This is a genomic window from Metabacillus litoralis (assembly GCF_003667825.1).
In the GTDB taxonomy this organism is placed as follows: Bacteria; Bacillota; Bacilli; order Bacillales; family Bacillaceae; genus Metabacillus; species Metabacillus litoralis_B.
This window is the reverse complement of sequence record NZ_CP033043.1, coordinates 3,927,648-3,952,212: the sequence shown is the minus strand read 5'-3', so window position 1 is coordinate 3,952,212 and position 24,565 is coordinate 3,927,648. Positions and strand designations below refer to the sequence as shown.

Sequence of the window (24,565 nt, the reverse complement as noted above, 5' to 3'; positions counted from 1 at the left end):
CAACAGGATTTTAAGGACAAAAATTTGGTGTATAAACCAATTTTTAAATATTTATAGGAAATTATTCATAGTAAAACGAAGATTCTATTTTATCTATGAAACACCTAATAGAGTTTGAAAAATGATATGACCTTTAACCTATTAAAAAAGTATATTATCTATCACTGTTAAATCCTTCCTTAATTATGACAAAAAAACGCATGATACGATATGTTCGTCAGCAAGCAGTTGATAAGGGAGGATGAAACATATGAAAAAGAAAATCATATTGTCAGTCGTAGCAGGTGCAGCATTATTAATGGCAAATCCAATCGTTGATAAAGCTGATGCGGCTTCAAACACAACACAAACAAACGTTTACTATTATCAATCTGGTCATGTTGATATGGAGCGTATTAATGCTCTGCTACAAAAGTATTTTAGCAATGTAAAAATTCAACAACCAACACAACAACCTGAAAAAACGACTAAAGAAGAACCAACCAAAGTAGAGCAGCAGCCAACAGCTGAACAGCCGGAAACTCAAGAGCCGGTCGCTCAACAACCTACAGCTGAACAGCCAGCAACTCAAGAGCCGGCAACTCAACAACCTACTGCACAACAACCAGCTCAAACAGAACAAACGACGGAGCAAGCAAGCTATCAGCTTAGCCAATACGAGCAGCAAGTAGTAGATTTAACGAACCAAGAGCGTGCCAAGCAAGGTCTGCCAGCATTAAAAGTTGATTTAACACTAAGCAAAGTAGCCCGTGAAAAATCATTAGACATGCAAAAAAATAACTATTTTTCACATATAAGCCCAACGTACGGTTCACCATTTGATATGATGAAGAAATTCGGTGTAACATACCGTACAGCAGGTGAAAACATTGCCAAAGGCCAACGCACTCCGCAAGAAGTTGTGAATGCGTGGATGAACAGCTCAGGCCACCGTGCAAACATCTTAAGCTCAAACTTTACTCACATTGGAGTAGGATATGTAGCAGAAGGTAACTATTGGACTCAGCAGTTTATTGGGAAATAGTTAAGAAAGCAGCCAGCATTAGCTGGCTGCTTTTTTAGTTTTCTTTAAATATGGGCAACTCTCGGTCCATATCTCAATATTTGTTCAGATCCTGGGAGTATAGAGACAGCAAAAGAGTGGGATGAGGTTAGATATGTCCCGATACTGGGAGTATCGAGACAACAATTCAGTGGGAAGCCCAAGATATGTCCCGATACTAGGAGTATCGAGACAACAAATGAGTCGGCTGCTCAAGATATGTCCCGATACTAGGAGTATCGAGACAACAATTCAGTGGGAAGCCCAAGATAAGTCCCGATACTGGGAGTATCGAGACAGCAAAAGAGTGGGAAGCCCAAGATATGTCCCGATACTGAGAGTATCGAGACAACAATTTAGTGGGAAGCCCAAGATAAGTCCCGATACTAGGAGTATCGAGACAGCAAATGAGCCGGAAGCCCAAGATAAGTCCCGATACTGGGAGTATCGAGACAACAATTCAGTCGGAAGCCCAAGTTATGTCCCGATACTGAGAGTATCGAGACAACAAAAGAGTGGGAAGCCCAAGATATGTCCCGATACTGGGAGTATCGAGACAACAAAAGAGTGGGAAGCCCAAGATATGTCCCGATACTAGGAGTATCGAGACAACAAAAGAGCGGGAAGCCCAAGATAAGTCCCGATACTGGGAGTATCGAGACAACAAAAGAGTGGGAAGCCCAAGATATGTCCCGATACAGTGAGTATCGAGACAGCAAAAGAGTGGTAAGCCCAAGATATGTCCCGATACTGGGAGTATCGGGACAACAAAAGAGTGGTAAGCCCAAGATATGTCCCCGATTCCAGCAGCAGTAACAGCATCTCGGTCCAAGGCTCATTTTATGTCTCGATCCCAGCAGATCCTAATCGCAGATACGTGTTCAAATCCCCGGAGAAATCCAATGACAGGGTTAAGAGGAACAAATTCAACAAATAAACTCACTAAATAACGGTAAATTCAGGCGTACCACTCACTTTCCGCCTTAATCGACAAACTTCGGGAAGTGACAGGCACGCAATTTTTCTTTCTTGCGTAGTTGCAAAGTGTTCTTTATACTATTAAAGTTAAAGGAGAATGATGGAAAGGGAGTGTCTACATGTCGGAAAGCACGCCTATTAGAATCCATGTGTTGTCGGAAATCCAGAATCAACATGATGATGAGAAAGAAACGATTGAAGTTTCAACAACAGGTGAGTATATTTTAAAGGGAAAAACCATTTATCTCCGTTATGATGAAACTCATGAACTCGGATCGGTCAAAACTACTGTGAAAATTGCTGATCGTGAGGTTGTTGTGATGCGATCTGGTGCGGTTACGATGAAACAGCGTTTTATCGAAGAGGAGCTAACACTAACTGATTATGGTACACCTTTTGGCAAGCTTCAATTAGAAACCTACACTAAATCACTAACAATAGAAAAAACAGAGCTTGAAGATAGGCTCGTTATTTTATATGATTTGCAAATAGATGAAAATGAAAAGCATGTACATAAATTGATGATTACCTACAAGGAGGAGTAACAATGAATATCGTTGAGCAAGTCAAAGAACGGTTAAAAGATGAAATCAAAGCTTCCGTTTTAAAAGCTGGTTTAGCTGAAGAAGCGCAAATTCCAGATGTTTTATTAGAACTTCCAAAGGAAAAAGCCCACGGAGATTATTCTACAAACATGGCGATGCAGCTTGCACGTGTAGCGAAAAAAGCACCACGCGCCATTGCAGAAGCGATTGTTGAAAACTTCGATAAAGAAAAAGGGTCAATCGAAAAAATTGAAATTGCTGGTCCAGGATTCATTAACTTTTACATGAATAACAGCTACCTTACAGACTTAATTCCTAATATCTTAAAAGCTGGCGAAAGCTACGGTGAAATAAACGTAGGAAACAATGAAAAAGTTCAAGTTGAGTTTGTTTCAGCAAATCCAACAGGCGACCTTCACCTAGGTCATGCCCGTGGAGCGGCTGTAGGTGATTCATTATGTAACGTATTAGCAAAAGCTGGGTACGATGTATCTCGTGAATACTACATTAATGATGCTGGAAACCAAATTAACAACTTAGCTCTTTCAGTAGAAGCTCGCTACTTCCAAGCCCTAGGTAAAGATACAGCAATGCCTGAGGATGGCTACCATGGAGAAGACATTATTGGCATCGGGAAAAAGCTTGCTGAAGAGTACGGAGATAAGTTCGTTGATCAATCTAGCGAAGAACGCCTAAGCTTTTTCAGAGAATACGGATTAAAATATGAAATGGCCAAGCTAAAAGCTGACTTAGAGGAATTCCGTGTACCATTTGATGTGTGGTACTCAGAAACGTCTCTTTATCATAACGGAAAAATTGATAATGCCCTTGCTGCATTAAAAGAAAAAGGCCACATCTATGAAGAAGATGGTGCAACATGGTTCCGCTCCACAACATTTGGTGACGACAAGGATCGTGTTTTAATCAAAAATGACGGCTCTTACACATATTTAACACCAGACCTTGCTTATCACAAGGACAAGCTTGACCGAGGCTTTACAAAGCTGATTAACGTATGGGGCGCAGACCACCATGGCTACATTCCTCGTATGAAGGCAGCGATCGAAGCACTTGGCTATGGCAAGGATACTCTTGAAGTTGAAATCATTCAGCTTGTTCATCTTTACAAAAATGGTGAAAAAATGAAGATGAGTAAACGTACAGGTAAAGCTGTTACAATGCGTGATTTAATTGAAGAGGTAGGTCTTGATGCTGTACGTTACTTCTTCGCAATGAGAAGCGCTGATACACATATGGACTTTGACCTTGATCTTGCTGTATCTAAATCAAACGAAAACCCTGTATACTACGCACAATATGCTCATGCACGTATTTGCAGTATGCTGCGCCAAGGTGAAGAACAAGGATTATCATTCGAAGATAACCTAAAATTAGATGAAATTTCATCTGAAAAAGAATTTGACTTACTGAAAAAACTAGGTGAATTCCCACAAGCAGTAGCGGAGGCAGCTCAAAAACGTATCCCGCACCGCATCACAAATTACATTTATGATTTAGCATCAACACTTCACAGCTTCTACAACGCTGAAAAAGTGCTAGATCCTGAAAACACAGAAAAAAGCCGTGCAAGACTAGGCCTAATGAAAGCAACGCAAGTTACATTACAAAATGCATTTACGATCATTGGTGTTTCTGCACCTGAGAAGATGTAAGAAAGAAGAGAAGTTTGCCTCAGATGAAAGTTGTTCATCTGGGGTTTTTTTGTGGGGAAAAGGAATTGTGGGTGGGAATTTGAAAACCGGATGCAACGCTGTAATTCAACTTGATTTTTTATAAGGAAAAGGGCAATCGAAGATAAAATTGCAGGAATCGTAGATAAAGTGCCCAAAATCGAAGATAAAGTGCTCAAAATCGAAGATAAACTCTCCAGAATCGAAGATAAACATCCCAAAATCGAAGATAAAGCCTGATTCCAGTTCCGGCAGCACTGAAAAATACAATGAAAAACCCAAAGTAGCCTAAGTTTCTCCCATTTAAAAGTGCAGTTCATTCATAAAACTCCCCAACACCAGCCTCGCCACCCTCCAAAACAAAAAAACCCCCTCAGTTTGCCTAAACCTAAACCGAGGAGATTCACTCTTCTTCCTACCACTGAATCGTATAATTCGAACTCACATTTGGCGTAGACCAAGTATTGTTACCATTAGGCTCCCATGCTTTTGGACTTCCATTTGAGCCGACGATCACCGCTTTAAATTCATAGTAACGATTCGCTGCGATAGTTGCTGTTCCGCGCCAGTCTTTATTTGTGTTATCCCAAGTAAGTTTGATCATGTCTCCATCTGGGTTATTCCACATGCCCATTTCCCAACGGTTTCCTGTTACATAAACGGTATCACCGTATGCAGTAGGAGCATTTTTAACGATAAATTCAACTTTAATCGGCTGTAGAGCTAAAATATCTCGGAATCGGTCCATTTCAGCTGTTTTTGTGCCATTAGATTGAACGACATTTGCTAAACGAAGCAGAGTGAATCCGCTGAAGCCTTCATTGAATAAATGCTGTGCGGTATTTCGGTAGCGGGACTCACTATAGCTGGCATCAGAGCTAGAGATTGCCAGTGCATTTTCGCCGTTAAGTACGATTCCTCTTTGTGTCGCTAAATTCGCAATTTGAGTAACAAGTGCTTTTGGTGCTGAGTAATATGGACTTGTAAATTCTTGACTGTTGTCCATCTCTAAACATGTAAAAGTAAGATGTAGATTACTAGCTTTAAATTGATCAAGTATGCTTGCATAATTGTAATATCCTGCTGAGTATTCAGATGCATGTGGCATAGAAGGGTCATTCATTTTCCAATGAATTCCGGCAATTTTAGCGCCGACCGGAACACCAAATGTAGCATCAAAATTTTCATGAGCCTTCTGACTAATTAGGTTAAGATGTTTAATTAAAACATTTTGATACCAAGTCATAAAATCTTTTCCATATTGGCTATTATACGCTGCACCTGAAGAGAAGAAGTTATCTCCATCTGAAGGTGGGTTTACCTGAGTCCATGAAGTAAGATTTGTTTTCCAAGCAGTGTTTAAGTTTGTTAAAGTACTATATTTAGCTTGCATATATGTTCGGAAGTCACTTTTCGCTGTTTCTGTATATGCTTGCAGTTTTCCTCTTGAGGGATAAGACCATCCGTCGTTTGATACATAAGATGGAAATCTTAATTCCCCTGCAGGTCCACCACTTAAGTAGATTTTAATAATAATATCTTTATAGTCTGAAAAGTTCTGCGCAAATGATTCATATAACTCATCGTATTGTGTTGAGACGACACCTGATGCCCATGGAGATAATGTCTCTCTGCTCACATAGCCGGTTTCGGATTTATGAGTAAGTGTATCAGTTGAGGCTAAATTCCAAACCCAGCTTGGTATCGGAATATTGCAATCATCACCAACATTGCCGCCACATTGGTGTGTGGAGATGATCGGAACCCATTTAAGTCCAGATTCCCTTACAGTCTGTGCATATTGACGATAATAAGACCAATCAAATTGATTGTTGCCGTTTTTTTCAACATCACCCCACCAAACATCAGTTGTTAAAGCATATACCCCATTGTTTTTTAAAGTAGCTAACTGCTTTGCAAAGTCACTCCAGTTCGTGATTTTTGTAAGTGGTGCCATGACGTATGTTTTATAATCTGACTTGATGTCTGCGCTTGCAGAGGTTGAAAAGAGAGAAGAAACGGTGAGTAGAATAATGAGTAAGCTAATTCCAAACCTTTTGAAAAAATGACACATATAACATCCTCCTTTGTTGTACAACAGTTTAGTTTAAACGCTTACATAATTACTTAGATTGTGCAACCGATTGCACAAAAGTAAATGTAAGTGCACCGCTGTAGAATAAAGAATAACCCAGATCCATCCTATAAATCAAGTGAAAACGTTACCATTTATAATAGGAAAATGGCACTACCATTCTATAGTAGCGCCACCAATCCGCTTAACTCCTCTAATCTTCGCAACATCCTCACAAAGCTTCAATGCTGCTTTATCCTTTTGCTTTGCTTCAATCATCAAATCAACGTCAACATTCAATTCTTTTAACCCCTTTAATAGAGGCATTAAAAACTCAACATCAACATAATCCGCATGACTGCGAAATTCCTTCTCAGATTTTGGGGAGGAAACATGTATTTTTGGGTGTATTCCGACCCAATCCCATGTAGTAAAAATAGTAGGAAGCAGTTCTAAAAAATTTTCATCATCGTCTTTATTAGCCATGTAATGATGATAATCAAATAAAAGGGGAATCTGCTCCTTTTGACAAATGGCCAATGTTTCTGATGTTGTATAGGTTTTATCATCATTTTCTAGAGTCATTCGCTTTTTTATATGTGTTGGCAGTTTCTTAATATTATGATGAAAACGTTCTGTAGCCTTAGTTTTGTCACCGTAAGCCCCGCCAACATGAATGTTAATAATGGCTTCATCAGCAAGTCCCATCGCATCCAATAAATCATAATGATAGGTCATATCACCAACTGCATTTTCTGTAATATGCTTTTTATCGCTTGTAAACAGTGTAAACTGATTTGGATGAAAACTCGTCCGAAGCTTATACTTTTTAACCAAATCTCCAATTTCAGTGAGCAAATCCTTAAATGGTGTTTTATAATCCCATAGCACCTCAGGATGGGTAGCTAGTGGGACAATTGATGATGACATTCGGTATACCATTATTTCATGGGCAATATTATAGTGCATCATCCGTAAAGTATGTTCCAGATTTTGTTTCGTTACATATAAAAGTTGCTCGTGTCGTTCCTGTTCTTCGAGCTTTTTCCATCTCGTGAATGTTAATGTTTTGGCTGGTGAACAATCCCATAGAGAAAGAGCATGTGACACATAGCCGAACCGAATAATCATGATCTCCCTCCCGTTCTAAAGTCATACTATTTCGGAGCCAGAGAGCCTACAAGATTCCACACCCTGTACTCCAATAAGATTACAAAAAATGCGACACTAATGTTGCAAACCTTTCTTTTCCTTTTTCAAAAAGAGATCTCTTCTGATAGGCCTGATAGGTTAACAGCTCTGAACGACCCAAATCACCTTGAACAAATTTTTTTACCTCTTGAATAAATTCACGGTCATATATGAGGCAGTTCATTTCATCGTTTAAATAAAAGCTTCTTTTATCAAAGTTTGCTGTTCCAATGTCACAAAGATGATCGTCAATCATAATCATCTTTGCGTGAAAAAAGCCATGATAATACTGGTGAATTTCACAGCCTGCAAGGAGTAGGGGACCAAAGTATGGGAAAGAAGCTTCTTTTACAAGCGGATGATCCTTTCGCATCGGCACCATAATTCGGACACGTACGCCCCTTGATAGAGCAGCTAAAAGCTCATCCAAAATAACTTTTCCCGGAATGAAATAGGGCGAGCAAATTAAAATGTCTTGCTTAGCATCCCTAATGAACGAAATGAAATGCTTTTCAAGATTTTCTCCATATGTAGAGATGAACATATGCTCACTCTTTCCAAGTGGCTGGTTAGGATAGTACTGGGGATTATCTACATCGTTTTCACCAGTAGAATCATACCAGTCCTTTAAAAATTGCTCCTGTAAATCGGCCGTGCCTTCTCCGGTGATTTTCAGGTGAAAATCTCTCCAGTATCCTAGCTTTGGATCGTTCCCAAGATATTCTTTTCCAATATTAAAGCCACCTAAATAAGAAATTTTACCATCTAAAACGGTTATTTTCCGATGATTCCTTGCTTGCGTTGTATAAAAAAGGTAAGGAAACTTAGGTTTATGAGTAAAAGCAAAACGAACACCATTGTCTTTTAGATGTTGAATCCTTTTTTTCGTCAGCTTTGAGCTGCCTACATAATCAAGTAAAAGGCGCACTTCGACACCTTGCCTTGCTTTCTCACCCAAAATCGTTAAAAACTCATGACTGATTTCATCATTTTTCACAATGAAGAATAGCACATGGATACTTTTTGTACTATTTTTAATGCTCTCAAAAAGATCTTTATATAAAGTATCTCCATCTGTAATAAGGGTAATATCACTTTTACGTTGAGGAAATTGCGTATACTTTGATGTTGCAAGGTGATTTCTTCTACCAAGGTGATAATCAATCGTCCACCAGCAGATAATTGCCACTATGACAAAGCAAATAATGAATACGATGTTCAAACGCCATCCTCCTAGCAGCATATATATTATGGAAAGGGTAAAAAGTTATCAGCAAGTTCTATTTATTTTGAGCGTTTTTACCTGTTTTTATGTAATTAGATACTAGACGTAAAACTTCTTATAGTTAATTGTAGCGAAAGGTGCGAGACCCCGCAGACGCGAGCGTCGAGGCGGCTCACCGCACTCCCCGCGGAAAGCGAACAATCTATAGCGGAAATCTCAACCATTCACTAAAACATCGTATAAACCAAATAAGTTTAAGGATTTTTAAAGCATATTTAAAAAGCTCGGGAATACATTGTACAACCACCATTTATAAATCCACTCAAAAAATTATTGACTGAATGCTCATTCATTTATTATCATAGAGATATAAGTAAATTCAGAAAACGAGAAACAGACTGTTGTGCAAAGGGGAAAAACAGACCGTAACAATTGGGAGATTGGGGGAAACAACATGGGCGCATTACTTTGGGTAAATTTAGTTGCATTTTTAATTGTAACCGCTTACGCAGTCCATCTTTTCATCTACTTAATTCGTACAAGAATGGCTTATATTAAGCTAGGCAAAAAGGTCGAATTTGATGGGAAGGTAAAGGAAAGATTAGAAAAAATATGGGTGAATGTGTTTGGACAGAAAAAGCTCTTAAAGGATAAAAAGAGTGGGATCATTCACGTGATGTTTTTCTATGGCTTTATTCTTGTTCAATTTGGAGCCATTGATTTTATTATTAAAGGCTTAGTACCTGGTGCACATCTGCCGCTTGGACCGCTGTATCCGGCGTTTACGTTTTTCCAAGAAATTATTACTTTTATGATATTGGTTGCTGTAGTTTGGGCGTTTCACCGTCGTTATGTGGAAAAGCTTGTTCGCTTAAAACGAGGCTTTAAATCAGGACTAGTATTACTTTTTATTGGTGGCTTAATGCTATCAGTATTGCTCGGAAATGGAATGGGATTGATCTGGCATGATCATGATTTAACATGGTCTGAGCCACTTGCTTCATCATTTGCTTTTTTACTTAGCTTTGTAGGAGAAACAGGATCAATCGTTATTTTCTATATTGCATGGTGGATCCATTTACTTTTCTTATTAACTTTCTTAGTGTATGTACCACAATCAAAGCATGCGCATTTAATTGCAGGTCCTGCGAATGTGTATTTTAACCGTACATCAAACCCTGGAAAGCTTGAAAAAATTGATTTCGAAGATGAAACACAGGAATCATTTGGGGTTGGCAAAATTGAAGACTTTACACAACCACAGCTAATTGATTTATATGCATGTGTTGAGTGTGGACGCTGTACAAATATGTGTCCGGCAACAGGGACAGGGAAAATTCTTTCTCCGATGGACCTAATTATTAAGCTACGTGACCATTTAACCTTTACAGGAGCAGCTGTTACACAAAAACAACCATGGGTGCCGGCTGTAGCATTCAGTGGCACAAAGGGAAATCAAATTGCGATGATGGCAGCAAGCTCAGGTGCACAAGAAACGGCAGCAACGGGCTATAGTGCTTCATTAATTGGTGATGTTATTACAGAAGAAGAAATTTGGGCATGTACAACTTGCCGTAACTGTGAAGATCAATGTCCAGTTATGAATGAGCATGTTGATAAAATCATTGATATGCGTCGTTATTTAGTGCTAACAGAAGGAAAAATGGATGCAGATGCTCAGCGTGCAATGACAAACATTGAACGCCAAGGAAACCCTTGGGGACTTAACCGTAAAGAGCGTGAAACATGGCGTGAAGCACGCGAGGATGTACACGTTCCAACGGTAAAAGAAATGAGCAAGGCAGGAGAAGAGTTTGAATACCTATTCTGGGTTGGCTCAATGGGCTCTTATGATAATCGCAGTCAGAAAATCGCCTTATCTTTTGCGAAGCTTCTTAACGAAGCTGGCGTTACATTTGCAATTCTGGGTAACAAAGAGAAAAACTCAGGAGATACACCGCGTCGCCTTGGGAATGAATTTTTATTCCAGGAGCTTGCAACGAAAAATATTGATGAGTTTGTGAAAAATGATGTGAAAAAGATCGTCACAATCGACCCACATGCTTATAATATCTTTAAAAATGAATACCCGGATTTCGGGTTAGAAGCAGAGGTTTATCACCATACAGAGTTGCTTGCAGAGCTAGTGGCTTCTGGAAGACTGAAACCAAGCCTTCCTGTTAATGAAACCATTACATTCCACGATTCTTGTTACCTAGGAAGATACAATGAAGTGTATGATGCACCACGAAATATTTTAAAAGCAATTCCTGGTGTGAAGCTCATTGAAATGGAGCGTAATCGTGAAAAAGGAATGTGCTGTGGAGCTGGTGGAGGCTTAATGTGGACAGAAGAAGATACAGGAAGCCGCATTAACGTTGCGAGAACAGAGCAAGCATTAGCTGTGAATCCATCAGTGATTAGCTCAGGCTGTCCGTATTGCTTAACGATGTTAAGTGATGGAACAAAAGCAAAAGAAGTAGAAGAAACGGTTAGCACATATGATGTTGCTGAGCTTCTAGAAAAGTCGATATTTGGCGAACAAAAAGAGCTAGTTTCATAGTCATTTTCAAAGAAAAGTAAGATAAAATGGAAAGAGGGGAAATTCCCCTCTTTATCTCTGAAGAAAAATTGAGCGAGCGTTCAGTCGCTATTTGTAAGCGTTTACTAATCTAAATTACATACATTGCAAAGGGGAGAGGAACATGGCAAAAACCGTTATTTTAAGTGGAGTCAGAACACCTGTGGGGAAGTTTGGTGGAGCTCTTTCAACATTAACAGCGTCAGAGCTTGGGGGAATCGCCATAAAGGAGGCGTTAACAAGAGCAAGTGTTCAGCCTGAAGATGTCCAAGAAGTGATTATCGGAAATGTTCTACAAGGAGGACAAGGGCAAATTCCATCACGTCAAGCGGCCCGTGCGGCAAACCTGCCATGGAATGTAAAAACAGAAACAGTAAATAAGGTTTGTGCATCTGGACTAAGAAGCGTCACAATGGCAGATCAAATCATTCGTGCCGGAGACGAGGAAGTGATTGTAGCCGGAGGCATGGAATCAATGAGCAATGCACCCTATATGATGCCAAAAGCAAGATGGGGACTTCGTATGGGTGATCATGCTGTGAAGGATTTAATGATTCATGATGGATTAACATGTAGCTTTACTGGTGTTCACATGGGCACATACGGTAACAGCACATCAAAAGAGCTTGAAATCACACGACAACAGCAGGATGAGTGGGCATTAAGAAGCCATCAGCGCACGGTTGCTGCTCAGGAAGCGGGAATTTTAGGTGAAGAAATAGTTGCTGTTGAAGTACTACAGCGTAAAGGAGACCCAATTGTGGTCGACAAAGATGAAGCACCACGTAAAGACACATCACTAGAAAGATTAGCAAAGCTAAACCCTGTTTTTGATCATGATGGAACGATCACAGCAGGTAATGCCCCAGGAATTAATGACGGAGCAGCAGCTCTTGTGCTAATGAGTGATGAAAGAGCGAAAAGTGAAGGAAGAGAGCCTCTCGCAACAATTCTCGCTCATACAGCCATTGCTGTTGAAGCTGAAGACTTTCCTAAAACACCGGGACTTGTCATTAATGAGTTATTAAGCAAAACAGGCAAAACGGTTGAAGATATTGATTTATTTGAAATTAATGAAGCATTTGCAACCGTTGCATTAGCCGCAAACCAAATTGCGGGTCTTGATCCAGAAAAGGTAAACGTAAACGGTGGTGCCGTTGCAATCGGCCACCCAATCGGTGCAAGTGGAGCAAGAATTCTCATCACCTTAATTCATGAATTAAAGCGCAGAGGCGGCGGAATCGGCATTGCAGCCATCTGCAGCGGCGGCGGCCAAGGCGATGCCATCATGATTGAGGTCTAACTTTAATAGTGCAATCGGGCACTCCCCGATTGCCTCAAATCTCACCTCTGACCTCTCACCTCAGCGCGCAAAACAGAATTAAAAACTAGATTTCCGTTAGATAAAACGTATAGAAAACAATCCAAATTTAAAGAGGAGGCCCCATATGAGCATTCAAAAAATCATGGTAATCGGTGCCGGACAAATGGGCTCCGGCATTGCCCAAGTGTGTGCCATGGCTGGATTTCAAGTTGTCCTTCATGACATGAAACAGGAAATCATCGAAAAAGGTTTAACTTCCATTCAAAAGCAATTACAAAGACAGGTGGAAAAAGGAAAGCTTTCCGAGCAGGACAAAGATGAAACGCTAAAGCGACTCATCCCTTCCGTTTCCATTGAAGATGCGAAAGAAGTTGATTTCATTATCGAGGCTGTGATTGAAAAAATGGAAGTGAAAACAACACTATTCCAGCAACTCGATACTCTTGCTCCAGAGCAGGTTATTTTGGCAACTAACACCTCATCCTTACCAATTACAGAAATTGCCGCAGCTACTAACAGGCCCGATCGCGTAATCGGCATGCATTTTATGAATCCTGTTCCTGTGATGAAACTCGTTGAAATTATCCGCGGTCTTGCTACATCTGATGAAGTTTATCAGCAAATTGAAGATCTTACGAAAAAATTAAATAAAACACCTGTTGAGGTGAATGATTTCCCTGGCTTCGTTTCCAACCGCATTTTAATGCCGATGATCAATGAAGCAATTTTTACTGTGTATGAAGGAGTGGCAGAGCCGGAAGCAGTTGATGAAGTAATGAAGCTTGGGATGAACCATCCAATGGGTCCGTTAACTTTGGCAGATTTTATCGGATTGGACACATGCTTATACATTATGGAAACACTTCATGAAGGCTTTGGTGATGATAAATATCGCCCATGTCCATTGCTACGTAAATATGTAAAAGCAGGCTGGCTTGGGAAAAAATCTGGTAGAGGGTTTTATCAGTATTCCTAATTTCAGTAGAAACATAGGGTTTTCATTTTGCAATGACCAAAGGGGTGGGCATCAAGTGAATCTACATTTTACAGAAGAGCAAGTAATGATGCAAAAAATGATACGTGAATTTGCAAAAGCAGAAATTGAGCCATTTGTGGAAGAGATGGAAAAAGGGGTATTTCCATCTGCCGTTCTTCAAAAGATGGCGGAACTTGGTTTAATGGGGATTCCAATTCCGACCGAATATGACGGGGCGAACATGGACTACACCTCTTATATTATGGCTATTCATGAAATAGCCAAAGTAAGTGCGACAGTAGCTGTTATTTTATCTGTTCACACATCTGTTGCAACCTATCCAATTTTAATGTTTGGCAATGAAAAGCAAAAAAACAACTATGTAAAAAAACTTGCAACAGGAGAGCGTCTAGGAGCTTTTTGTTTAACAGAACCAAGCTCCGGATCTGACGCGGCAAGCATGAAAACAAAGGCCATTAAAAAGGATGATCACTATTTATTAAATGGATCAAAGGTATTCATTACAAATGGTGGTGAAGCGGACATATATATTGTTTTTGCTCGAACAAGCGAGGACAAAGGAAGCAGCGGCATATCGGCATTCATTGTTGAAAAAGGAACACCGGGCTTTTTTATCGGAAAAGATGAACACAAAATGGGCTTAAACGGATCAAGAACAACGGAGTTAATTTTTGAAAATGCTAGAGTTCCGCTTGAAAACCTTCTAGGGAACGAGGGAGAAGGCTTTAAGCTTGCGATGGCCAATCTTGATGGAGGCCGAATTGGCATTGCTGCTCAAGCACTTGGGATTGCCGAGGCTGCGCTAGAGAAGGCAACAGCCTATGCAGAGGAACGCAAGCAGTTTGGCAAGCCAATCGCTGCACAGCAAGGGATTTCCTTTAAGCTTGCGGATATGGCAACAAATGTGGAAGCTGCAAAGCTATTAGTTTATCAAGCTGCATGGTTAAAGGAACAAGGACTTCCATGTGGCAAGCAGGCTGCGATGGCAAAGCTATTTGCTTCAAAAACAGCCATGGAGGTTACCACAGAGGCGATTCAAATCTTTGGAGGATATGGCTATACAAAGGATTACCCAGTGGAGCGGTATTTCCGGGATGCAAAGGTTTGTGAAATTTACGAAGGTACAAGTGAAATACAACGAATTGTGATAGGCAAGCATTTAGTGAAAGAAAAATAAGCGGTGAAATGGGGAGAAAGAGATGTACTTTAAACTTTCAGAAGAACATGAAATGCTACGTAAAACGGTGAGAGATTTTGCAAAAAAGGAAGTAGAACCAACAGCAGCAGAGTGCGATGAACAAGAGCGTTTTGATATGGACATTTTTAGAAAAATGGCTGACCTAGGTTTAACGGGGATTCCTTGGTCTGAGGAGTATGGCGGGATTGGTAGTGACTATTTGGCTTATGTGATCGCAGTTGAGGAGCTTTCAAGAGTATGCGCATCAACAGGTGTAACGTTATCCGCCCATACGTCGTTAGCAGGGTGGCCCCTATATAAGTTTGGTAATGAAGAACAAAAGCAAAAATATTTAAAGCCGATGGCACTAGGTGAAAAAATCGGTGCATACGGGTTAACTGAGCCAGGCTCTGGATCTGATGCAGGGGGTATGCGCACGAATGCCCGTGAAGACGGAGACTATTATATTTTAAATGGCTCAAAAATTTTCATCACAAATGGAGGAATTGCGGACATCTATATCGTATTTGCAGTAACAGATCCTTCGAGTAAATCTAAAGGAACAACAGCGTTTATCGTTGAAAAGGATTTTGAAGGCTTTTCGGTAGGAAAAAAAGAAAGCAAGATGGGTATCCGTTCATCACCTACTACTGAGATTATGTTTGAAGAATGTAAAGTACCAAAGGAAAATGTATTAGGCGAAATTGGGGATGGCTTTAAAATTGCCATGATGACATTGGATGGCGGGAGAAACGGTATAGCTGCACAAGCGGTTGGAATTGCACAGGGTGCGTTGGATGCGGCCATTGCCTACGCAAAGGAAAGAGAGCAATTCGGCAAACCGATCGCAGCTCAGCAAGGAATTAGCTTTAAGCTGGCAGATATGGCAACAAATATTGAGGCTGCACGTCTATTAACCTATCAAGCAGCATGGCTAGAGTCCGAAGGGTTACCATATGGAAAAGAATCAGCGATGTCTAAGCTTTTTGCTGGTGACACAGCGATGAAGGTTACAACTGAAGCTGTTCAAGTGTTTGGTGGCTATGGCTATACAAAGGACTACCCTGTTGAACGATTTATGAGAGATGCCAAAATCACACAAATCTATGAAGGTACACAGGAAATTCAACGACTTGTCATTTCTAGGATGTTAACGAAATAAAAGAATACTAGTTTCAGTGATAGGTGGGAGGTAGATGGAAAAGCGTGAAGTTGTCGCATCCGTTAAGGATGAGAAGCTAATTGAAAAGCGAAGAGAGCAGATGATTAAAGGTGCGGTCAATCTTTTTAAAGAAAAAGGTTTTCACCGCACGACAACTAGAGAGATTGCAAGGTCTGCCGGCTTTAGTATTGGAACGTTGTATGAATATATCCGCCAAAAAGAGGATGTTCTTTACTTAGTTTGTGACAGCATTTATGACCAGGTTCATGCCCGCTTGGAAGAAGATATTGATACAAAGCAGGGAACAATTGAAAGCTTAAAACGAGCGATCCACAATTATTTTATCGTGATGGATGAAATGCAAGATGAAGTGCTTGTGATGTATCAGGAGGTTAAGTCGTTATCTAAGGATGCCCTTCCATATGTGTTAAAAAAGGAAATGGAAATGGTCGGGATGTTTAAAAAAATCGTCAAAGACTGTGTGCAAAATGGGGAACTAACGTTATCAGAGCCAGAATGTGATTTAATAGCTCACAATATTTTTGTAAAAGGCCAAATGTGGGGCTTTAGACGCTGGGCACTTCAAAAAATGTATACGCTTGAAGATTATATTGAGCTGCAAACAAAGGTTATTTTACAAGGGGTTGGGAAGTAACTTTTGTGGCAATCAAAGGGGTGTTTTTATAAATGACAATAACAGAGGTTTACAAACCAAAGCACGCTGTTCGCTTTGTCACAGCATCAAGCTTGTTTGACGGACATGATGCTTCAATTAATATTATGAGACGAATTCTCCAAGCAAGTGGAGCGGAAGTGATTCATCTTGGACATAATCGTTCAGTCGAAGAAATCGTGGCTGCTGCGATTCAGGAGGACGTTCAAGGGATCGCCATTTCTTCCTATCAAGGTGGACACGTTGAATTTTTTAAATACATGTACGATCTTCTCAAGGAAAAAGGAGCAGGACATATTCGTCTTTATGGCGGAGGCGGAGGGGTCATTATTCCTCGAGAAATAAAAGAGCTCCACGAATATGGAATTGCAAAAATTTTCTCTCCTGATGATGGGCGCGAGCTTGGTCTTCAGGGCATGATCAACCATATGCTAAGAGAGTGTGATTTTTCAACCGTTGAAAAGGGAGAAATCTCTTTGGACGATGTGAAAGCAGGAGAAACAAAAGCGGTTGCTAAACTGATTTCATGTGCAGAAGCGAAAGTGTTTAAACACGAAATCACAGAAGCAGCAGACAACCTAATTAGTGAAGCTAAAATGTTGAAAACGAACACACCTGTGATCGGGATTACGGGAACAGGTGGTGCTGGAAAGAGCTCACTAACTGATGAATTAATTCGACGCTTTTTAAATGAGCTAGCTTCGGTTAAGATCGCCATATTGTCTGTTGATCCAACGAAGCAGAAAACTGGTGGAGCACTGCTTGGAGATCGAATTCGAATGAACGCTATTTTTTCTCCACGAGTGTTTATGAGAAGCTTAGCAACGCGCCAATCAAAGTCTGAGCTATCATTGGCCATTCAAGATGCGATCTCTATTGTAAAGGCAGCGGGCTTTGATCTTGTGATTGTTGAAACAAGCGGTATTGGGCAAGGTGATGCAGAAATCGCCGAGATATGTGACCTATCGATGTACGTGATGACAAGTGAATTCGGGGCACCGTCTCAATTAGAAAAAATTGATATGCTCGATTATGCTGATGTGGTCGTTATCAATAAATTTGAGCGTAAAGGCTCTGAAGATGCAAAGCGCCAAGTGCAAAAGCAGGTGCAGCGCAGTCGAATGCTTTTCGATCAGCCACTAGATGAGATGCCTGTTTACGGCACAATTGCCAGTCAGTTTAACGATTTAGGCACAAATACTCTATTCGCAAAACTACTAGAGTTAATCAATGAAAAAACAAATCTAGACTGGCAAACCTCTCTTCCGGTTGTTAAAGATGTTGAAAAGCAAAACGTGATTATTCCACCTGAACGTCGTTATTACTTAAGAGAAATCAGTGAGACTGTTCGAAACTATCATCGTCACTCAGAGGAGCAAGCAGAGCTTGCCACAAAAAGGTTTCAATTAAAAGGTGCGATTGAAACTCTTATTGAACAGGAAACAAATGAAGAAGTAATTTTATCTTTGAAAAATGTCCTGAATTCTCTTGAGGAAAAGCTAACACCGCAATCAAAGGCATTATTAAATAGCTGGGAAGAAACAAAGGAGAAATATGCTCAAGAGCAGTTTACAACGGTTATTCGCAATAAAGAAATTGTCACAAAGCTTAGAACCACCTCCCTATCAGGATTATCAATAGCAAAAGTATCATTACCAAAATATAAAAATGACGGTGATGTGTTAAATTGGCTTTATAAAGAGAATGTACCAGGTTCTTTTCCATATACAGCTGGTGTGTTTCCGTTTAAACGGGAAGGGGAAGATCCGAAAAGACAGTTCGCTGGTGAAGGAACTCCTGCCCGCACAAATCGCCGTTTTCATTATTTATCAAAAGATGATGACGCAAAACGCTTAAGTACAGCATTTGATTCAGTAACTTTATACGGAGAAGATCCAGCCTACCGCCCTGATATTTACGGGAAAATTGGAGAAAGTGGAGTAAGCATTTGTACATTAGATGATATGAAAAAGCTTTATGATGGCTTTGATTTATGTGCGCCTTCGACTTCCGTTTCAATGACAATTAATGGTCCCGCACCAATTATTTTAGCGATGTTTATGAATACAGCAATTGAGCAGCAGGTAAACAAGAAGGAAGCTGAGCTCGGTCGGTCGTTAACAATGGAAGAATATGATGAAGTAAAAGCCTTTACACTACAAACGGTAAGAGGAACCGTGCAGGCTGATATTTTAAAAGAAGATCAAGGACAAAACACGTGTATTTTTTCAACAGAGTTCGCACTTCGTTTAATGGGAGATATTCAGCAATATTTTATTGATCAAAGGGTGCGAAATTACTACTCTGTTTCCATTTCTGGCTATCATATCGCAGAAGCGGGAGCTAACCCAATTTCACAACTAGCCTTTACTCTTTCAAATGGGTTTACGTATGTTGAGTATTATTTAAGCAGAGGAATGGATATTGATTCTTTCGCGCCAAACTTATCCTTTTTCTTTAGCAATGGACTCGATCCAGAATATACAGTCATTGGTCGCGTAGCAAGAAGAATATGGGCAACCGTTATGCGCGACAAGTATGGCGCTAATGAACGAAGTCAAAAGCTGAAATATCATGTTCAAACATCGGGACGCTCACTGCATGCTCAGGAAATTGACTTTAATGATATTCGCACAACTCTTCAAGCGCTAATGGCCCTGCATGACAATTGTAATTCATTGCACACAAATGCCTATGACGAGGCGATCACAACGCCAACAGAGGAATCTGTTCGCCGTGCAATGGCCATTCAAATGATCATTACGAAAGAACATGGCTTAACGAAAAATGAGAATCCGCTTCAAGGCTCATTCATTATTGAAGAGCTAACAGACTTAGTAGAAGAAGCAGTACTACAGGAGTTTGACCGTATTAATGAACGCGGCGGTGTACTAGGAGCAATGGAAACTCAATACCAACGCGGCAAAATCCAGGACGAATCCATGCACTATGAAATGAAAAAACACACAGGTGAACTGCCAATCATCGGTGTCAACACATACCTAAATCCAAATCCACCATCACAAGACATGATGGACAACATGGAACTTGCCCGTGCATCACAGGAAGAAAAAGAAACACAAATCCAAAACCTAAAAACTTTCCAACAAAAGCACGAGCACAAAGTCGAAGAAGCATTGTTGAACCTTAAAAATACAGCCATCCACAACGGCAACATCTTTGCCGAACTAATGGAAACCGTAAAAGTAGCCAGCCTTGGCCAAATCACGCAGGCTTTGTATGAAGTTGGGGGACAATATAGAAGGAATATGTAAGGTGGGGAAACCGGTGATGCCGGTTTCTGTTTTTATTAGTGGGCTAGGTTATGGCTGTCATTAATGAGGTTATGAAGACCGTTATAGTGGGTGAAGAGTTGCGAGGTGGTCATCATAGGAGAGATGAAGACTGTTTTAGTGGCTGAAGCGGGATGAGGTGGTCTTCATTTGTGTGATGAAGACCTTATTAGTAGTTGAAGAGCAGCGAGATGGTCTTCATACGGTTAATGTAATCTGTTTTCGCCTAGTGATATTCTTCAACCTGCAGAGTAAATCAACCTACCAAATACCTGATCTATAGCAACAAGCGTGCAAAAACAACCTTTCTAATAACAAAAACATCTTTAAATCAATTTTTACATGATAAAGGTGGCATAAACTGCTAGAAATTGTTTATAATGAATGGTATGATTTGATAGGTTTACTATGTACATATTTTAAAGTTTATTCTACTTAATTGGCTTATTCTAGCTGAATTCTGTCTAACATAACAGAACCAACCAGATAAAGCCCTGGATTTACAATAGATCGATGACGTAGAAAGGAAGTGCCAGAACTTGAGTCTAAAACAATTAACAGAAGAACAAATAAAAGAAATGGCAATGGTTGAGGTTGCCTACGAACTTTTCTTAGAAGCAAGAAAACCTTACGTATTTAGTGATTTAGTAAAAGAAGTAGCTGATCTTCTAGGATTAACACAGCAACAAGTAGAAGATAAAATTGCTCAATTTTATACAGATATCAACATCGATGGCCGTTTTATTTGTGTTGGTGAAAACATGTGGGGATTACGCACATGGTATCCTTACGAGCAAATTGAAGAAGAAATCGTTCCTGTTGCAAAACCGAAGAAGAAAAAATCGAAAAAAGCAGACGACGATGAAGATCTGGATGATGTATACGATGAGCTTGACGAGGAAGACCTCGAATATGACGATATCGATGAATACGATGATTCAGATGACGAGGATGAAGATGAAGACTTTGATGATCTAGACGATGCGGACGATCTAGATGAAGATGAAGATGATGATGATTTAATCGATGATGATGAAGATGACTATGATGAAGACCTTGACGATGACGAAGACGACGATTTTGATGATGATTCAGATGATGAAAAATAAACCCAAATCGTCTTGACTTTCTTTTTCTAACTAGGTAGAATCTATTTTGGGCTCTTTAAAAAGAGATTGTTCGTTTAATTAAACAATTACTGCTCCCTTTCAAGTTTGTTTGGAAGGGGGCTTTCTTATTTTATATAAACGTTTAAAGTTCATTTTCTAAAATGATTTTGAATTGTTAGTTAGGACAGGCTTACCCCTGAATATCACAAAATTTTTCACTCTTATTCATTGTTTTTCAAATGATTTTTTCATTTCTTGTACAAAATAAAAAAAGATTAGCTTCTGAGGGGGAAGACCATGACAAAGTATATTTTTGTAACAGGTGGAGTTGTATCATCTTTAGGTAAAGGGATCACAGCTGCATCACTAGGAAGATTATTAAAAAACCGTGGAATCAGTGTAACGATTCAAAAATTCGATCCGTACATAAATGTGGATCCGGGAACAATGAGCCCATATCAGCACGGTGAAGTATTCGTTACAGGAGACGGTGCAGAAACAGACTTAGACTTAGGTCATTATGAGCGTTTTATTGACGAAAACTTAACAAAGTTTAACAACGTGACAACTGGTAGAATTTATTCAACTGTCTTAAAGAAAGAGCGCCGTGGCGACTATCTTGGTGGAACTGTTCAGGTTATTCCACATATCACTAATGAAATCAAAGACAAAGTGTTTCGCGCTGGTAAAGAAACAGGTGCAGATGTTGTTATTACTGAGATTGGTGGAACAGTAGGGGATATTGAATCACTACCATTCCTAGAAGCCATTCGCCAAGTAAAAAGTGATGTTGGCCGTGACAATGTGATGTATATCCACTGTACTCTTGTGCCGTATATAAAGGCTGCAGGTGAAATGAAAACTAAGCCAACTCAGCACAGTGTAAAAGAATTAAGAAGTCTTGGTATTCAACCAAATGTGATCGTTGTTCGTACGGAGATGCCAATTTCTCAAGATATGAAAGATAAAATTGCGCTGTTCTGTGATATTGATAAAAACGCAGTTATCGAGTGCCGTGATGCTGAAACGTTATACAGCATCCCGTTAGATCTTCAAGATCAAAACTTAGATACAATCGTATGTAAGCATTTAAAATTAGATTGCAATGATGCGGATATGACAGAGTGGAAAGAGCTTGTACAACGTGTGACAAACCTTTCAAAAACAACAAAAATTGCTCTTGTTGGGAAGTATGTTGAACTTCAAGATGCATATATTTCTGTTGTTGAAGCACTTCGCCATGCTGGGTATGAATATGATTCTGATATTGAAATCAAATGGGTAAACGCAGAAGAATTAACATCAGAAAACGTAAAAGAACAGCTTGCAGATGTTGATGGTATTTTAGTTCCTGGAGGTTTCGGTGACCGCGGTGTTGAAGGGAAAATCGTTGCGACGAACTATGCACGTGTAAATAAAGTACCATTCTTAGGAATCTGCTTAGGTATGCAAGTTGCTTCAATTGAATATGCTCGTAATGTATTGGGCTTAGCAGGAGCAAATTCTGCAGAAATTGATCCTAATACAGCTTATCCGGTTATTGACTTACTTCCTGAGCAAAAGGATGTTGAAGATTTAGGTGGAACATTACGTCTTGGTTTATCTCCAAGTAAGCTTCAAGAGGGAACTCGTGCATTCGAGGCTTACCAGGATGAAGTGATTTATGAGCGTCATCGCCATCGTTATGAGTTCAACAACGAATATCGTCAAGCAATGGAAGAAGCAGGCTTTGTTTTCTCGGGTACAACTCCGGACGGCCGCTTAGTCGAAATTATTGAAGTAAAAGATCATCCTTGGTTTGTAGCATCACAGTTCCATCCTGAATTTACATCAAGACCTACAAGACCACAGCCACTATTCCGTGACTTTGTTCGCGCGTCATTAACGGCTGCTGAAAAATTATAAATTATTGTAAAGCCATCCTTGTATGAAGGATGGCTTTTTTACTTGCTTAGATAGTATGAAATCACGATTAAGGAAACCGGTTTTCAAAAAGTTTTTATTTTTTTCGAAAAATAGATTGATTTATAGATTCATAGAATATATAATCATAAGTGAAAGCGGTTTCCAGTAACGAAAACCACTTTAATTTTTTCCTGATAAGGAAATCGGTTTCCGTAACAGGTAACGGTTATTAAACAAAAACCAAGGGGGAAATAAAATGAAAAGCAAGAAAAAATGGTTAGCTTCTGGTTTGTCTTTAGCTTTAGCATTTTCGTTAGCTGCATGTAGCGGTGGGGATAAAAATGAAACCGCTTCAGAGGGTGGCGGAGATGGAAATGAAAAAGTAGAACTAAACTTCTGGGCTTTCGGTGCGACAGGCTATGAAGAGCTAGTAAAAGAATATCAAGAACAAAATCCAAACGTAACAATAAAATTTAAATCTTCCGAAACAGCTGAACACCATGATGCATTATTCACAGCTTTATCTGCTGGTAGTGGTGCTCCTGATATCGCAATGTTAGAAGTAGATCAATTTGACCGTTTCAAAGCAGCTCAAGATCGTTTTGAAAACTTATATGATCTTGGTGCAAAAGACGTTCAAGATCAATATCTAGACTGGAAATGGAATGCTGGTGAAAATGAAGGAGGAGACTTCTTATTCGGTCTTCCAACTGATATTGGACCTAAAGCATTATACTATCGTACAGATGTATTCGAGGCAGCTGGTCTTCCAACTGAGCCAGCTGAAGTAGAAGCATTAATTAATTCTCCTGAAGCATTTAAAGAAGCGGGATTACAAGTAACAGAGAAAACTGGTAAACCTTTCGTAGATAGTATTGAAATGGCTTACAGAGCACTTCTTGATCCTGCGGTTGAAACATACTTAAATCCTGATGGTGAGTTAATTTTAGATGAAGAAGGTAGTGCAGTTAAAAAAGCATACGACTATGCTGTTGAGTTAAACGAGGCTGGTGTTGTTGGTAAATTTGATATGTGGACTCCAGAATGGTCAAATGCTGTTAACACTGGTGAGTTCGCTGCTGAATTAGGTGCTGGCTGGTTAAAAGGTTGGATGGAAGGTAATGCTCCAGACGCTTCAGGTAAGTTCAAAGTAGCTACTTTACCAACTGAATTTGCTGCTAACTGGGGTGGATCTTACATCGCAATCCCAAGTGAAACTGAAAATGCACAAGCTGCATATGATTTCGTTGAATGGTTAGTATCACCTGAAAACCAATTAAAATCTTTCCAAAGCAATGGATTATTCCCATCTGCACCATCTGTGTATGAAATGGAAGAATTCACATCTAACCAAGATGAGTTCTTTGGTGGTCAAGTAACATCTGAAGTATTTGCTCAAGCAGCACAAGATATCGAAGGTGCCGTTTACAAAGGTGAAAAATACTTCCCAGTACACCAAGAAGTTCTAAATGCTCTTAAAAACGTTCAAGACGGTGCGGATCCAGAAAAAGAGTGGAAAGCTGCTGTTAAACGTGCGCAAGATTTAGTAAGTCGTTAATTCGAAAAATGAATGAAGCTAAGATATGGTGCGCATCGTT

General features: G+C 39.8%; 16 protein-coding genes. 13 read left to right on the top strand and 3 right to left on the bottom strand.

Annotation, left to right across the window (positions count from 1 at the left end):
- The first annotated feature begins 250 nt into the window (after nt 1-250).
- The 3 genes from D9842_RS19305 (at nt 251) to argS (ending at nt 4,238) form a co-directional block, all read left to right on the top strand.
- Nucleotides 251-1,024: a CAP domain-containing protein gene (locus D9842_RS19305; protein ID WP_121663928.1), complete on the top strand. Its 774-nt coding sequence runs from the start codon at nt 251-253 to the stop codon at nt 1,022-1,024.
- A gap of 1,115 nt (nt 1,025-2,139) precedes the next feature.
- Complete coding sequence (locus tag D9842_RS19295; protein ID WP_121663926.1) at nt 2,140-2,565, top strand: YwiB family protein; 426 nt, start codon at nt 2,140-2,142, stop codon at nt 2,563-2,565.
- A 2-nt stretch (nt 2,566-2,567) separates the two neighbouring features.
- Nucleotides 2,568-4,238, top strand: a complete 1,671-nt coding sequence (gene argS, locus D9842_RS19290; protein WP_121663925.1) for an arginine--tRNA ligase — start codon at nt 2,568-2,570, stop codon at nt 4,236-4,238.
- Between the two features lie 433 nt (nt 4,239-4,671).
- Here the strand turns inward: argS and D9842_RS19285 are convergent, their stop codons facing one another.
- The 3 genes from D9842_RS19285 to cls all read right to left on the bottom strand — a co-directional run bounded on the left by D9842_RS19285 (nt 4,672) and on the right by cls (nt 8,764).
- Complete coding sequence (locus tag D9842_RS19285) at nt 4,672-6,330, bottom strand: family 14 glycosylhydrolase (RefSeq protein ID WP_121663924.1); 1,659 nt, start codon at nt 6,328-6,330, stop codon at nt 4,672-4,674.
- A 174-nt stretch (nt 6,331-6,504) separates the two neighbouring features.
- Nucleotides 6,505-7,461: a UV DNA damage repair endonuclease UvsE gene (gene uvsE / locus D9842_RS19280; protein WP_121663923.1), complete on the bottom strand. Its 957-nt coding sequence runs from the start codon at nt 7,459-7,461 to the stop codon at nt 6,505-6,507.
- A gap of 79 nt (nt 7,462-7,540) precedes the next feature.
- Complete coding sequence (gene cls / locus D9842_RS19275) at nt 7,541-8,764, bottom strand: cardiolipin synthase (protein WP_121663922.1); 1,224 nt, start codon at nt 8,762-8,764, stop codon at nt 7,541-7,543.
- A 436-nt stretch (nt 8,765-9,200) separates the two neighbouring features.
- On the opposite strand from cls, the gene D9842_RS19270 reads away from it, so the two are divergent.
- The 10 genes from D9842_RS19270 to D9842_RS19225 all read left to right on the top strand — a co-directional run bounded on the left by D9842_RS19270 (nt 9,201) and on the right by D9842_RS19225 (nt 24,525).
- Nucleotides 9,201-11,309, top strand: a complete 2,109-nt coding sequence (locus D9842_RS19270; protein ID WP_121663921.1) for a (Fe-S)-binding protein — start codon at nt 9,201-9,203, stop codon at nt 11,307-11,309.
- A 142-nt stretch (nt 11,310-11,451) separates the two neighbouring features.
- Entirely contained in the window at nt 11,452-12,630 is a 1,179-nt protein-coding gene (locus D9842_RS19265; protein ID WP_121663920.1) for an acetyl-CoA C-acetyltransferase, read from the top strand.
- A 145-nt stretch (nt 12,631-12,775) separates the two neighbouring features.
- Nucleotides 12,776-13,627, top strand: coding sequence for a 3-hydroxybutyryl-CoA dehydrogenase (locus D9842_RS19260; protein ID WP_121663919.1), 852 nt, complete (start codon nt 12,776-12,778; stop codon nt 13,625-13,627).
- Between the two features lie 55 nt (nt 13,628-13,682).
- Nucleotides 13,683-14,825 (top strand): acyl-CoA dehydrogenase, encoded by a 1,143-nt coding sequence (locus tag D9842_RS19255; protein ID WP_121663918.1) that lies wholly within the window; start codon nt 13,683-13,685, stop codon nt 14,823-14,825.
- Between the two features lie 22 nt (nt 14,826-14,847).
- Nucleotides 14,848-15,987 carry an acyl-CoA dehydrogenase gene (locus tag D9842_RS19250; protein WP_121663917.1) on the top strand — a complete coding sequence of 380 codons (1,140 nt, stop codon included), beginning with the start codon at nt 14,848-14,850 and terminating at the stop codon, nt 15,985-15,987.
- A gap of 34 nt (nt 15,988-16,021) precedes the next feature.
- Entirely contained in the window at nt 16,022-16,642 is a 621-nt protein-coding gene (locus D9842_RS19245; RefSeq protein WP_121663916.1) for a TetR/AcrR family transcriptional regulator, read from the top strand.
- A 32-nt stretch (nt 16,643-16,674) separates the two neighbouring features.
- Nucleotides 16,675-19,935, top strand: coding sequence for a fused isobutyryl-CoA mutase/GTPase IcmF (gene icmF, locus D9842_RS19240; protein WP_121663915.1), 3,261 nt, complete (start codon nt 16,675-16,677; stop codon nt 19,933-19,935).
- A 557-nt stretch (nt 19,936-20,492) separates the two neighbouring features.
- The gene (rpoE, locus tag D9842_RS19235; RefSeq protein ID WP_121663914.1) at nt 20,493-21,062 is read left to right on the top strand and encodes a DNA-directed RNA polymerase subunit delta; all 570 of its coding nucleotides are present in this window, start codon (nt 20,493-20,495) and stop codon (nt 21,060-21,062) included.
- Nucleotides 21,063-21,359: 297 nt separating this feature from the next.
- Nucleotides 21,360-22,967 carry a CTP synthase gene (locus tag D9842_RS19230; protein WP_121663913.1) on the top strand — a complete coding sequence of 536 codons (1,608 nt, stop codon included), beginning with the start codon at nt 21,360-21,362 and terminating at the stop codon, nt 22,965-22,967.
- A 256-nt stretch (nt 22,968-23,223) separates the two neighbouring features.
- Nucleotides 23,224-24,525: an ABC transporter substrate-binding protein gene (locus D9842_RS19225; RefSeq protein WP_121663912.1), complete on the top strand. Its 1,302-nt coding sequence runs from the start codon at nt 23,224-23,226 to the stop codon at nt 24,523-24,525.
- The last annotated feature ends 40 nt before the right edge of the window (nt 24,526-24,565 follow it).

Coding starts and splice junctions, on each gene's coding strand:
- D9842_RS19305 (WP_121663928.1), top strand. CDS start 251: ATGAAAAAGAAAATCATATTGTCAGTCGTAGCAGGTGCAGCATTATTA.
- D9842_RS19295 (WP_121663926.1), top strand. CDS start 2,140: ATGTCGGAAAGCACGCCTATTAGAATCCATGTGTTGTCGGAAATCCAG.
- argS (WP_121663925.1), top strand. CDS start 2,568: ATGAATATCGTTGAGCAAGTCAAAGAACGGTTAAAAGATGAAATCAAA.
- D9842_RS19285 (WP_121663924.1), bottom strand. CDS start 6,330: ATGTGTCATTTTTTCAAAAGGTTTGGAATTAGCTTACTCATTATTCTA.
- uvsE (WP_121663923.1), bottom strand. CDS start 7,461: ATGATTATTCGGTTCGGCTATGTGTCACATGCTCTTTCTCTATGGGAT.
- cls (WP_121663922.1), bottom strand. CDS start 8,764: ATGCTGCTAGGAGGATGGCGTTTGAACATCGTATTCATTATTTGCTTT.
- D9842_RS19270 (WP_121663921.1), top strand. CDS start 9,201: ATGGGCGCATTACTTTGGGTAAATTTAGTTGCATTTTTAATTGTAACC.
- D9842_RS19265 (WP_121663920.1), top strand. CDS start 11,452: ATGGCAAAAACCGTTATTTTAAGTGGAGTCAGAACACCTGTGGGGAAG.
- D9842_RS19260 (WP_121663919.1), top strand. CDS start 12,776: ATGAGCATTCAAAAAATCATGGTAATCGGTGCCGGACAAATGGGCTCC.
- D9842_RS19250 (WP_121663917.1), top strand. CDS start 14,848: ATGTACTTTAAACTTTCAGAAGAACATGAAATGCTACGTAAAACGGTG.
- D9842_RS19245 (WP_121663916.1), top strand. CDS start 16,022: ATGGAAAAGCGTGAAGTTGTCGCATCCGTTAAGGATGAGAAGCTAATT.
- icmF (WP_121663915.1), top strand. CDS start 16,675: ATGACAATAACAGAGGTTTACAAACCAAAGCACGCTGTTCGCTTTGTC.
- D9842_RS19230 (WP_121663913.1), top strand. CDS start 21,360: ATGACAAAGTATATTTTTGTAACAGGTGGAGTTGTATCATCTTTAGGT.
- D9842_RS19225 (WP_121663912.1), top strand. CDS start 23,224: ATGAAAAGCAAGAAAAAATGGTTAGCTTCTGGTTTGTCTTTAGCTTTA.